Origin of the sequence: uncultured Oxalicibacterium sp. (assembly GCF_913776015.1) — a bacterium.
Taxonomy (GTDB): domain Bacteria; phylum Pseudomonadota; class Gammaproteobacteria; order Burkholderiales; family Burkholderiaceae_D; genus Oxalicibacterium.
The window spans coordinates 18,152-29,656 of record NZ_CAJYMD010000011.1 but is presented as its reverse complement, the minus strand read 5'-3'; the positions used below and the strand labels follow the sequence as shown (position 1 = coordinate 29,656).

At 57.8% G+C, this 11,505-nt stretch carries 13 protein-coding genes; 3 read left to right on the top strand and 10 right to left on the bottom strand.

Annotated elements, in window-relative coordinates:
* A partial coding sequence (locus tag QZ725_RS02260) for a PQQ-dependent sugar dehydrogenase (RefSeq protein WP_293775978.1) occupies window positions 1-222 on the top strand: 222 nt, incomplete at its 5' end.
* Between the two features lie 86 nt (window positions 223-308).
* Here the strand turns inward: QZ725_RS02260 and QZ725_RS02255 are convergent.
* Window positions 309-1,094, bottom strand: coding sequence for an EF-hand domain-containing protein (locus QZ725_RS02255; protein ID WP_293775977.1), 786 nt, complete (start codon window positions 1,092-1,094; stop codon window positions 309-311).
* 176 nt (window positions 1,095-1,270) lie between these two features.
* Between QZ725_RS02255 and QZ725_RS02250 the strand changes: the two genes are divergently transcribed.
* Entirely contained in the window at window positions 1,271-1,546 is a 276-nt protein-coding gene (locus QZ725_RS02250) for a hypothetical protein (protein WP_293775976.1), read from the top strand.
* 12 nt (window positions 1,547-1,558) lie between these two features.
* Window positions 1,559-1,774: a DUF1653 domain-containing protein gene (locus tag QZ725_RS02245; protein ID WP_293775974.1), complete on the top strand. Its 216-nt coding sequence runs from the start codon at window positions 1,559-1,561 to the stop codon at window positions 1,772-1,774.
* 64 nt (window positions 1,775-1,838) lie between these two features.
* Here QZ725_RS02245 and QZ725_RS02240 read toward each other — a convergent pair whose 3' ends face one another.
* The 9 genes from QZ725_RS02240 to QZ725_RS02200 form a co-directional block, all read right to left on the bottom strand.
* Window positions 1,839-2,033 carry a YqaE/Pmp3 family membrane protein gene (locus QZ725_RS02240; RefSeq protein ID WP_293775973.1) on the bottom strand — a complete coding sequence of 65 codons (195 nt, stop codon included), beginning with the start codon at window positions 2,031-2,033 and terminating at the stop codon, window positions 1,839-1,841.
* 48 nt (window positions 2,034-2,081) lie between these two features.
* Window positions 2,082-2,315, bottom strand: coding sequence for a hypothetical protein (locus QZ725_RS02235; RefSeq protein WP_293775972.1), 234 nt, complete (start codon window positions 2,313-2,315; stop codon window positions 2,082-2,084).
* A gap of 31 nt (window positions 2,316-2,346) precedes the next feature.
* Window positions 2,347-3,102 (bottom strand): PIG-L family deacetylase, encoded by a 756-nt coding sequence (locus tag QZ725_RS02230; RefSeq protein ID WP_293775971.1) that lies wholly within the window; start codon window positions 3,100-3,102, stop codon window positions 2,347-2,349.
* A gap of 223 nt (window positions 3,103-3,325) precedes the next feature.
* A complete protein-coding gene (gene blaOXA / locus QZ725_RS02225; protein ID WP_293775970.1) occupies window positions 3,326-4,153 on the bottom strand; it encodes a class D beta-lactamase in 828 nt (275 codons plus the stop codon).
* A gap of 170 nt (window positions 4,154-4,323) precedes the next feature.
* On the bottom strand, window positions 4,324-4,740 hold the full coding sequence (locus QZ725_RS02220) for a DUF4260 domain-containing protein (RefSeq protein WP_293775968.1): 417 nt from the start codon (window positions 4,738-4,740) through the stop codon (window positions 4,324-4,326).
* Window positions 4,741-4,818: 78 nt separating this feature from the next.
* Window positions 4,819-7,932: an efflux RND transporter permease subunit gene (locus QZ725_RS02215; RefSeq protein ID WP_293775966.1), complete on the bottom strand. Its 3,114-nt coding sequence runs from the start codon at window positions 7,930-7,932 to the stop codon at window positions 4,819-4,821.
* A gap of 12 nt (window positions 7,933-7,944) precedes the next feature.
* Entirely contained in the window at window positions 7,945-9,219 is a 1,275-nt protein-coding gene (locus QZ725_RS02210) for an efflux RND transporter periplasmic adaptor subunit (RefSeq protein WP_293775965.1), read from the bottom strand.
* Window positions 9,216-10,724 carry an efflux transporter outer membrane subunit gene (locus tag QZ725_RS02205; RefSeq protein WP_293775963.1) on the bottom strand — a complete coding sequence of 503 codons (1,509 nt, stop codon included), beginning with the start codon at window positions 10,722-10,724 and terminating at the stop codon, window positions 9,216-9,218. Before QZ725_RS02205 ends, QZ725_RS02210 begins: the two co-directional genes overlap by 4 nt.
* Window positions 10,721-11,476, bottom strand: coding sequence for a CerR family C-terminal domain-containing protein (locus QZ725_RS02200; RefSeq protein ID WP_293775961.1), 756 nt, complete (start codon window positions 11,474-11,476; stop codon window positions 10,721-10,723). Before QZ725_RS02200 ends, QZ725_RS02205 begins: the two co-directional genes overlap by 4 nt.
* Between the last annotated feature and the right edge of the window lie 29 nt (window positions 11,477-11,505).

The following is an 11,505-nucleotide window of genomic DNA, read 5'->3' as shown; positions in this document are numbered from 1 at the left end:
GGCAAAGCTTGGCAAGGCAGCCTGTTCGTCGGCTCGCTGGTATTCCGCAATCTGGAGCGGCTGGAAGTAAAAGACGGAAAAGTAGTGCAGCGTGAAAAATTGCTGCCCGACCTGAACGCACGCGTGCGTGATGTCCGCGAGGGGCCGGATGGCTATCTGTATCTGGCGACCGATGAGGCAGATGGTCGCATCATCAAGGTATTGCCTGCGGCAGCGCGCTAGCCCTACCGCAATACACACGTAGGCACCGCGCAACGCTCCAAATGGATTGTAGGTAATAGACGGAAAGACCGGCAACCGGCATGTGATCAAGCCGTCGCCGAAAACACGTTGCCCGATACCGTGGCGTTGGCCACTTCGGCATCGAAGCGGCCGTAAGTCTGTGCGAGTTGCGTGGCGATGCGGTTGGTGGCTTCGGTTTGCTGGCGAACGTTTTCCTCCACCAGCTTGGCTTCCGCCTGTTTGCGTTGATAGGCCATCAATTCCTGCAGGCTGACCGAACCGTCCTTGTTGGTATCGGCAGGCTCGGTATCTTTCGAAGCCGTCGATCCGCCACCTGCAGGCGGCACACCACCTAGTGGTGGCGCAGTGCCGGCGCTGGCCGCAGCCGGGTCGGCAGCATCCTGCTGCGCCGTCTGCTCGACGGCTGTCGTGAATTCGCTTTCGCTGATCTGATCGTTACCGTCGGTATCGATCTGCTTGAAAATCTGCTCGACGGCTTGAGCGTTGGCTTCCTTGTCCTTCGACATCTCGTCAAGCGCCGCCTTCAGGCTTGCGCGGTCGATATAACCCTTGTTTTCGGTATCGATGCTGCTGAATGCATTTTGCGCCGCAGTGCGCTGATCGGCCTTGTCTTCGTTGGCAAAACGCGTCTGGTCACGTTGCGCTGCCAGTTTTTCCGTCAGCTTGCGTTCCCCGGTGACAGTTGATGGATCTGCTGAAGCGTCTGTGGCATTCCGCCCGGCCGTCACACCATTACGCTCATCCGTCGCAACATCGGCAACCTTGCTCAGCAACTCGCTGGCTGAGCGAACAGAATCGCTCTTGCGTGTTGACCAATCGCTATTGATGCCGCTTTGTACGCTTCCGATCATGATATGCCCTTCCACAAACGCGCAGCCATCGTCCGGCTACGGCCTTTCATCTTTGCACATGACACGCAAAGTGCCAAGAAAAATTGCCTTGCGGCATGATTATTTAACGAAAAATTGAGATTATTACTCTGTCCCTTACAATAGCGGCTCTTTGCAACAGAATTGAGGAAATTGGCATGTTTGGAGAAACCATCGAAAACCTGCTGCGCCAGAAACGTGTGCGCCTGGGACTGGGCATTCTGTGTATTTTCTTTGCCCTGACGGGGGTTGTCCAATTGATGAGCGGTACCAATCCGAATGACTGGCTGCGCGGTGGCGGCAATCTGTTGGCTTGGGGTGGCTTTGCCGTGCGCAATTTTGGCAAAGCCACGGGGCGCGAAATCGGTGGGCTCAATATCCCGATCAATGTCGGCATCGTGATGATTATCGCCGGCTGGTTCGTTGGGAAGTAAGCGCACGCTCCCATGGAAAATTACGCCAAACAGTATCGGCACTTCAAGGGTGGCCTGTACAACTTTATTTGTGCAGCCCGTCTGGAGTCCGATCCCGACACCATCATGATTGTCTACACGGCTGCTGATGGCAGCTATTGGACACGCCCCGAACAAGTGTTTTTTGAACAGATCACGCATCAAGGACAAACCCTGAAGCGTTTCACGCCAGTGCCAGATACGCCGTGAACAAACTCGCCGAGGCGAAAATCGCACCGGCGTGTGGCGGATACCGCTTCAGTAGAGAAGGCGCTTAGCGCGCACGTTTGAAAGCAGCGTCGATCTTCTGATCGGTTTTGAACTGGCTCAGGGCATAGACCGCCCAGATGGTGGCTGGCAGCCAGCCGATCAGTGTCACTTGCAGAATCAGGCAGATAATGCCGGCAATCGGGCGACCGATCGTGAAGAAGGTCAACCACGGCAGAATCAGGGCAATCAATAAACGCATGGCGTCATTCCTTTCTTTTTGTTATTAGCAATTTGCAAAGCGTATCACTCATGGCAATTGCGTGTACAAGCGCGTGAATTCTTCATCTAGCGTATTGGCAGGCAAACTGCTGTTGCCGCGGCTGTACCAATAGCGCGCATTACCCAGATCGCCTTCCACCCGATGCAGGTAGCCGTGAATCTGACAGGACAACACATCCCCATGTACTTGCACGAGGGCGTGCGCCTCTTCCCAGTCGCCGGCTTTTGCCAGGTCCAATACCTTGCGGTGATCGCATGTCATCGTTTTTACCCTCTGTCTTGCCGCTGCAGCTTCAACCGAAGCGTTCCAGTTCAAAAATTTCGGCGTAGGGCGCATTGACGCCGCTGCCGGCCTGTCTGTTGACGGCCAGCACACGCTCGTCGAAGCCCTTGCCACGCGTATTCAGATTGCGCTGATGCTGCGAGCGATGTTGTCGCAACAAGGCAGCTTTCCATTCCGCCTGCTCTTCGTCAAAAGGCAGATAGAGATCAGTGCGAATCTTGATCGTCTTCGCATCCTGATTCAATACCGCCCACATCGTCCAGCCTTGTGTCAACACGACGTTGCGGAACAACGCGTAGGTACGTTGATGCGTCACATTGCTGTCGTTACCGTGAGGCATGAAGACAAGTTGCGGTGAGCGCTGGGCGAGATAGGCACGAATGCGCTCGTGGTTGGCCGCATCCAATGGCGGATTGCCACTTACATCCAAAGGCAGCGCCATGAACGTGATGCGTTCTGCAGGCAAGCCGAAAAGGGCGCAGCTGTCGCGTTGCTCGATCTCACGCAACGCACCCTTTTGCCCATCATTGATCGCATCGCCGAAACCGTCTTCGACACCACTGGCACCGGTGGTCAGTACGGCCAGATGTATTTCTGCACCGGCATCGTGAAACAGCTTGAGCGTCAATGCGATCGCATCGAAATCATCGGGATGCGGTGCCAGCACGACGATAACGGGCGGATGCATGGCCGATTCGGCCAGCGACAAGGTGCGCAGATCGAAAGGACGAGGTTCGGCAGGAAAATTCCACAAGGTACGTGTCATGCATATCTCCGGCGCAGTCGTCGCAGTTCAGGCAAACGCCGCATAAGGAAATCAGGGGAGTGGGATCGTGCCATGAATTCGCCCGCGCATCAATGCGGCAACTCACACACGGGAGGCGTGTTGCACATCGACATGCCGCATCTGCAAGCGACAATTCGCGCCACCACTAAAAATAGAGGCGATTGGAACGGAAAGATTCACATCCGATGCGATAACACGATCGCTAGCGCGACGCCTCCTTGTCATCCGCTGGTGCGGGCGGCAATGCCTTCATGTCGCGCAGGACCGCACGCACGATGGCTTCGCGCTTGTACAAATCATCCAGACGCTGCGGCGTATCGATATTCAGCGCAAAGAACACGGGGCCGCTCGGCCATTCCACCCAGCCAACCCACCAGCCCATGCGCCCTTCCCAGCCCGTTTTCGCGCGCAATATCCAATCGCGCCCGGCTTCGTTGATCATCACATCCTTGACCAGGCGCTGATGCTCGACACGAAACGGCAGCGTGTTGCGATAAAGCTTTTTCAGAAACGCGATCTGCTCATACGATGTGATTCGCAAATTGCCATCAATCCAGTAATCGCCACCGTGGTCGGTTGTCGGATCGGCATTGCCATAATCGATCTGCTGCAAATAACGCCGCGCTTTTTCCTCGCCAATCTGTTTCGCAAAACCCTGATATACCCAGAGCGTCGAATTGCGCATGGCAGAGCGTAAATCCTGATCCTGATTGTGTCCGGCAAAGGCACGCTTGACGCCATCCCAGCGAAAAACCTGGAACTCGTCGCGCAGCACACCGCTATCGAGTGCGAACAGCGTATGCGGAATCTTGAAGGTGGATGCCGGCGGATAAGGCTTCGCTGCACGCTTCGCGTCGAAGACGGAAATGGTTTCCGCCGTCTTACGCTGATCAGCAACGACGATGGTTCCACTGGCCTGATACTGCACAAAATACTTCTGCCAATCGGGACGTTCGGTGACTTTTTCTTGCGCACAAACTGAGGTTGCAAGAAGGGTAGAAAAACAAAAAATAAAAAGGCGATGAATCATGATTTCTCAGATGGTCAGGCAATACGGACAAGTCAAACACATTCCAAAAAAATAGGCACATCATGCATGTGCCTATTTTTTTATACAACGACAGCAATCCCTGAAATATCCACGATGGAGATAAGTCGAATAGTTTTCCAATCAGCGATGTTGATCAGAGAACATGACGTTCAAACCTCATGCTTGAGTGGAACATTTTCCAATACCTCTGCCTGCTTTCCAATCAACCCCAGATGCGTCATACGAAATGCTATTGCGTACTTAAGGCCGTAACCCAACGCACGATCGAAGCCGATGTGCGCGCACCAGATAACGCCGGCACAGGAAAGAACCGGCAGCGCAAAGACCGCACCAGCCACGAGACAGGCAATCGCACCGATATAAGAATGTGCCGCGTTATACATCAAGGCACCGACCTTCGGTCCTGCAAGATAAGCAAGGAGCGACAAATCGGGCAACAGAAAGAACAAGGCAAAATTGCCCCAGCCAAAACCGAGTGCCGGATAAAACAGCAACGCGGCAGCCAGCACGCACAAGCCTTCCACGCGTAACAGCCATCGTACGCCACCCGTTGTTTGTCCTGACATTTCCACTCCCGATTTCTTTGTTTCATGCTCGAAATACTGCCATCTGCAAAGCAGTTTCCGAGCTTCCCTGCACCTTGCTTATTTGCCTTCCAACTGCGGCTTCGACTCGGTATGCTCAGGATGATCCGCATGCCCGCCGCGATGCATCTTGCGTTTGAACCACAGCTCCAGATCATCGATATAGGTGAACACGGCCGGCACCACCAGCAGGCTCAGCATGGTCGATGTGATCAAACCCCCGATGACGGTAATTGCCATCGGCGAACGGAAGCTCGGATCGGCACCGAGACCGAGTGCCAGCGGCAACATGCCCGCACCCATCGCAATCGTCGTCATGATGATCGGGCGTGCACGCTTGTGACAGGCATCCACCAGCGCCGCAAACCGTTCCATTCCTTCACGCCGCGCCATGATCGCGTAATCGACGAGCAGGATCGAGTTCTTGGTGACGATGCCCATCAGCATGATCAAACCAATCATGGATGGCATCGACAATGCCTTGCCCGTCAGCAGCAGCAACACGAATGCACCGCCAATCGACAATGGCAAGGCAGCGAGAATCGTGATCGGCTGCATGAAGTCGCGGAACAGCAGTACCAGCACACCGTAGATACACAAGACGCCAATCAGCATGGCAATGCCGAAGCTTTCGAACAGCGCCTGCATTTCCTGCGCGTCGCCGAGTTCGGCAATGCGCACGGCGGGCGGCAGATTGCGCATCGAAGGCAGGGCACGCGCTTCCTCGTTGAGTTCGCCCAGCGAGCGCGATCCCAGTTCCACATCCAGCGTCACGTTGCGACTGCGATTCAGACGGTCGATCTGCGCCGGGCCGCTTTCCATTGTCACGGTCGCGACATTACCCAGCATGACCGGCCCGTTACGGCCCGGTACCGTCAAGCGCTCGATGGCCGACAGATCGGCGCGCACTCCATCCGGCAGCTTGACGAGAATCGGTACCTGGCGCTCGGTCAGATTGAGCTTGGGAAGATTCTGGTCATAATCGCCGGACGTCGCCACGCGTACGGTTTCACCGATGCTGGCCGCCGTCACGCCGAGATCGGCAGCCTTGGCCACATCCGGGCGCACGATGATTTCCGGGCGCACCAGCGATGCACTCGAACTCACGTTGCCAATGCCATGCAGCGTGCGCAATTCACGCTCCACCTTGCGAGCGGCTTCATTCAAGGCCACTGGATCGTCGCTGCGCAAAACGAGCTGCATCTTCACGCCGGTATCGGGTGGACCAACCGTGAAACGCGCACCGGGAATATTGGCAATCGCCGTGCGAATGCCACCCTCGATTTGCGACATGGTCTGTTTGCGATCGTTGCGGTGCGTGGTCGTTACCGTCAGCACCGCGCGGCGTGCCTCGGCCGCTGCGCCCGGTGCGAATGCATCGCCACTGGAACCGCCACCAATCGAGCTGAACACGCTGGTGATATTGGCATCCTTGGTAATCGCCAAACGCACACGTTCTGCCACCGCGGTTGTCTCCGCCAACGTGCTACCCGGTGGCAGTTCGATGTTGACCTGTGTCTGTCCGCGATCAGCCGATGGCACGAAACCGGTTGGCAACAGCGCCACCAAAGAGACCGATACGACAAAGAAGACTGCGGCTGCGATTACGGTGGTCAAACGATGACGCAAGCACCACTGCATCGTGCGCATGTAGCGCTGCATGAGCCAGCCATCTTTTTCTTCATGATGCGGTTTGGGTTTGAGAATGTAAGCCGCCATCATCGGCGTCAGCAATCGTGCCACCACGAGGGAAGCCAGCACCGCCAGCACGGCCGTCCAGCCGAACTGCTTGAAAAACAGTCCCGGAATGCCAGCCATGAATGCCGTCGGCAAGAACACCGATACCAGCGCGAAGGTGGTGGCGATAACGGCCATGCCGATTTCGTCGGCGGCCTCCATCGCCGCCTGCATCGGCGTCTTGCCCATCGCGAGATGGCGCGAGATGTTTTCAATTTCCACAATCGCATCATCGACCAGCACGCCAATCACCAGCGCCAGCGATAGCAGCGTGACGGTATTGAGCGTGTAACCGAAATAGTAAAGACCGAGGAAGGTCGGAATCACGGACAAGGGCAGTGCAGATGCCGCAACGATGGTCGCGCGCCAGTCGCGCAAGAACCACCAGACCACCAGCACGGCAAGGAAGGCGCCTTCATACAGCAGCTCCATCGAACCATCAAAGTTTTCCTCTACCGGCTTGGCGTTGTCGATGGCTTCCTTAAACACCACATTGCTGTGCTTGGCCTGCAATTCCTCGACTGCTTTCTTCGCACCTTCGGCAACGGCTAGTTCACTCGCCCCCTTGGTGCGGAAGATCTCGAAGCCGACCACGGTATGCCCATCTTGCGATGCGGTTGCACGACGCTCGGCAATCGTATCCGTCACGTTGGCAACCTGATACAAACGGATATGACGGCCGTCAGCCAGCGGCACATCAAGTTGCGCCAGCTCCTCTGCCGTTTTCACGGTCCCGATAGTGCGCACGGCCTGCTCGGCGCCGCTGACATCACCACGCCCACCCGGCGCTTCCTGCTGCACGAGACGCAGGCGACGCGAGACATCGACAGCTGACACATTCAGCGCTGCCATCTTGTCCGCATCGAGTTCGACACGCACCTGACGCTTGACGCCACCGACGCGCTTGAATGAGCCGACACCCGGTACGCTCAACAAACGCTTGGCGACCGTGTTGTCGACGAACCAGCTCAGCTCCTGTTCATCCAGATTGCTGCCCGGTGCGGCCGATGCGGTAAACGTCATCACCACGCGGCCCGCCGTCGATACCTTGGTGACGGCCGGATCGCGCAAATCGGCCGGCAGGTCGGCACGAATCAGCGCCACGGCATCGCGCACTTCGTTGACGGCATCGGAGATGTTTTTTTCCAGCACGAACTCGACCGTGATCGTGGCGACACCATCAAGCACCTTGGTATAGATGTTCTTGATGCCTGACAGCGAGGCGACCGAATCCTCGATCTTGCGCGCCACTTCGGTTTCAAGCTGTGCCGGTGCCGTACCCGGCAGGCTGGCCGTAACAGTCACGATCGGCAATTCGATATCGGGGAAGTCCTGCACGGCGCTCGCCTTGAAGGCCAGCAAACCTGCCAGCGTCAGCAGGATGAAGAGCATGATCGCCGGAATCGGATTCCGGATGGAAAGGGAAGAAAAATTCACGCCGGCTCCCGATCAGTTCTGCGGATTGCCGGGCGTGGCGCGCGGCGGATTGGTCACGGCATTGGCCTTGCTCTCATCGCTGATGACGGGCGCACGTGCCGGTGCCTGCGGATTGACTGGCACGGCAGGCACATTCTGCTGCGTCGCCGGGGTATTGACTGCCGGTGGTTCCTGCACGACGTTGACGAGATCGCCGTCATTGAGGAAGCCCGCGCCGCTTTCAACGATCACGGCATTAGCCGCCAATCCCTCGGTGACTTCGATACGTTCGGCCAGACGACGTCCGGGCACGATCTTCACCTGTGCCACGCGCTTGTCTTCCTTCAGCAAGAAGACGTAGCTGAAGCCGTCACGCACCACGATGCATTGCTGCGGCACCGTCAGTGCATTCGATGAGCCGAGTTCAAACGCACCACTGGCAAACATGCCAGCACGCACCGGCGCTACCTTCGCTGCCGTCGGCAGCAGATCGACATACACAAGCGCCGAGCGATTATTGGTATCGACGGTTGGCGCAATCATGCGGACCTTGCCTTTGACTTCGCTGCCGTTAGCTGCTTGCAGCGTGACCGGCGTGCCGGTGGCTAGACGGCCCAACTCTTCCGACGTGACTTCGGCACGCCATTCGAGGCGTCCCTGTCGGATCATGCGGAACAATTCCGTGCCCGCGCCTACTACGGCACCGACCGTGGCATTACGCGCCGAAATCACGCCATCATCGGGCGCAATGACTTGCGTCTGCGTCAGGCGCAACTCCTGCGCTTCCAGCGTGGCACGGGCAGCCGCAGCACGCGCCTTGGCAGTTTCCGCGGTAGTCAGATACTGGTTGATTTGCTGCGTGCTCAAGGCACCGGTGGTTTCCAGCGTCTTGGCGCGTTCGGCGTTATTGCGTGCATCTGCGGCATTGGCTTCGGCTTCCATCAGTGAAGCACGCGCCTGCGCGACCTCTGCTTTCGTCGAGGTTTGCGAGAAGGTCGCCAGTACTTGCCCGCGCTTGACGGTATCGCCAACATTGACGCGCACTTCCGTCAGCTTCAAGCCATTCGATTCGCTGCCGATGATGGCTTCCTGCCACGCCGTGATCGTGCCGTTGGCAACCAGCCGGATTGGCAACGATGCTTGCGACGGCTGTACCGTGGTCACGGTCAGGGCAGGCTTGGGGGCTGCCTCCGGTTTCTTGTGACCCGCGCCACCGCGCATGAAAAGCGCCACGATGACGATCAGCACGATGAGCGCCACGACGAGTGCAATGATCTTGTTCTTTTTGTTAAGCGTGATGCGTTTCATTTTTTCAGTCCGTCGCCAGGAAGTTCGGAAGAGGGGGAAAGGGAAGAGAAGACGCGCGTCTGCGCGGCGTCATCGGGAATCTGCCAGCCACCGCCGGCAGCGCGATACAAGGTCACCCAGGCTTGGCGACGCTCGCGTTCGAGCGAAACGGCATTGAGTTCGGCAGCCAGGCGCAAGCGGCGGGCATCTTCGAGTTCGACCAGGCTAGCCAGGCCGCTGCGATAGCGCGCTTCCGTCGCTTCGAACGACATGCGATAACCGTCCACCGCTGCACGTGCATCATCACTGCGCGCTGCGGTGCTTTGCAGATTCACGAGTGCTTCTTCGACTTCGCGCACGGCTTGCCGTACGGTACCGCGATAGTTGACAACGGCAGCCTCATAGTTGGCGCGCGCGGCATCCACGTTTGCAGCACGGCGGCCGCCATCGAAGATTGGCAGGGATAGCTGCAACGGACCGATGCTCCATGTCTGCAGATCGTTTGTCACGCCCGCAACCTGAAAGCGCGCTGCCCCCACCGAACCACTCAGCGTCAGGCGCGGATAACGCTGTGCCATCGCACTGCCAGTGTCGGCGCTGGCTGCAGCCACTTCACGTTCGGCGACAAACACGTCAGGGCGTTGCAGCAGGGTTTGGGCGGGCAGGCTGGCGATAGCCATCGAAGGTGTCACGGCAGGTTCCGACGAAGCGGCAAGCTTGCTGCGCAAGGTCGGCTCATCGATAGCCGTCAAGGCCACCAATGCCTTGATATCGATTTCGCACAAGGCCTGTTGCTGGGTCGCACGGCCATTGGCTTCGGCGGCACTGGCGCGCGCCAACGCAGCATTGGCTGGCGCCTCGAAACCGGCCTTGGTCGAAAGATCAGACAGGCGCGATGTCTCTGCGCGTGATGCTGCATCGGAACGCGATACCGTCACCAGCTTTTCGCAACTGCGCAGGCTGTAATAACGATTGGCGACCTCTGCCGCCACGGCCACGCGGGCATCGTGCCAGCTTGCCTGCGCGCCTTGATAACGTGCCACGGCAGCACGGTTGGTAGCGCGGTTGGCACCGAACAGATCAATTTCCCAAGAAGGTTGCAGGGCGGCCTGTGCATTCGTATTCATCGGCAATGGCGGCTGCGCACTGCTACGCGTGATGCTGGTGGTCAGGTTCAGTTGCGGCAACAGCGCAGCGCCCGCAGCCACCGCGGTGCTGCGCGATTGTTCGATGCGTGCGCGAGCAGACGCGATATTGGGGCTGACACCTTGCGCTGCATCAACCAGTTCGACCAGCAACGGGTCATTCTGCTGCTGCCACCATTGCGTCAGATCGCTCACCGTGCCGTGATGCGGCAAGGCGGCAACTGCTTCGGCATCGGCCGCAGGCACCTTGGAAGCGGAGGAAACCGGTGCATACCACTGCGATGCGGCAGGCGCTTCCACCTTGGCCGGGGGCGGCGTCAGCGCACAACCGGCAAGCCAGACAGGCAAGCCGAGACTGGCGAGAAAAGTAAATCGGTTCATGATGCGTGCTTGTTTTTGGTTATGGATTTCACCGCGGGTTTTGTGTCGTCCTCTGACCGACGCTGCGCAGCCACCGCCTGCACCATCGCTTCGGCATACAAGGCAAGTTGCGCGATCCAGCGATCAAGTTCTGCATCGACAGCCATCAGCGAAGGACGAAGCGCCTGCATGATGTCGTGGTTGATATAAATCTGCATGCCCATCCCGGCGATCGAAAAGGCAAGCCGATGAATTTCATCGTCCGCCTCGGTTTCCTGCAAATGGCGTAGCAGAAACGTCACCAGATCCTCATGCGCAGGCCGTATGCTGCGATCGATTTCTTCCTGCCACATGCCGGTCGGTTCCAATACTTCGCGGAAATGCAGGCGGATGACGAGTTGCGCCGTTTCGGATTCCCGCAGCGGTTCGAGGAAGTCCAAATAAAACAGATGCAAGCCTTCGCGCAGGGTCGATGCTTGCAGCATGGTGCTGTCCCATGCGGCGCAATCCGTCCCCATCGACTCCGTAAAAGCTGCGCGATACAGCCCTGCCTTGTCGCCGAAGTAATATTTGATTGAAGCAATGTTGGTTCCGGCAGTCTGTGCGATATCGCGCGTCGAAGTTTTGCTAAAACCTTTTTCGGCAAACAGTCGCAAGGCCGCCAGTAACAGACGCTGGCGCGCCTCGGCACCGTCTGTACGCTGACGGCGCGCATCGGCTTCCGGCTTATCGGTCGGATTGCGGGAGGGAAGAGATTTGGCGGCGGCATTCATGAACGCCATTAAACCACAAAAATACAATC

Bases quoted from the DNA above. Each gene is read 5' to 3' on its own strand.
- QZ725_RS02250 (WP_293775976.1), top strand. From the start codon at position 1,271: ATGTTTGGAGAAACCATCGAAAACCTGCTGCGCCAGAAACGTGTGCGC.
- QZ725_RS02210 (WP_293775965.1), bottom strand. From the start codon at position 9,219: ATGAAACGCATCACGCTTAACAAAAAGAACAAGATCATTGCACTCGTC.
- QZ725_RS02235 (WP_293775972.1), bottom strand. From the start codon at position 2,315: ATGACATGCGATCACCGCAAGGTATTGGACCTGGCAAAAGCCGGCGAC.
- QZ725_RS02220 (WP_293775968.1), bottom strand. From the start codon at position 4,740: ATGTCAGGACAAACAACGGGTGGCGTACGATGGCTGTTACGCGTGGAA.
- QZ725_RS02230 (WP_293775971.1), bottom strand. From the start codon at position 3,102: ATGACACGTACCTTGTGGAATTTTCCTGCCGAACCTCGTCCTTTCGAT.
- QZ725_RS02205 (WP_293775963.1), bottom strand. From the start codon at position 10,724: ATGAACCGATTTACTTTTCTCGCCAGTCTCGGCTTGCCTGTCTGGCTT.
- QZ725_RS02200 (WP_293775961.1), bottom strand. From the start codon at position 11,476: ATGAATGCCGCCGCCAAATCTCTTCCCTCCCGCAATCCGACCGATAAG.
- QZ725_RS02240 (WP_293775973.1), bottom strand. From the start codon at position 2,033: ATGCGTTTATTGATTGCCCTGATTCTGCCGTGGTTGACCTTCTTCACG.
- QZ725_RS02245 (WP_293775974.1), top strand. From the start codon at position 1,559: ATGGAAAATTACGCCAAACAGTATCGGCACTTCAAGGGTGGCCTGTAC.
- blaOXA (WP_293775970.1), bottom strand. From the start codon at position 4,153: ATGATTCATCGCCTTTTTATTTTTTGTTTTTCTACCCTTCTTGCAACC.
- QZ725_RS02255 (WP_293775977.1), bottom strand. From the start codon at position 1,094: ATGATCGGAAGCGTACAAAGCGGCATCAATAGCGATTGGTCAACACGC.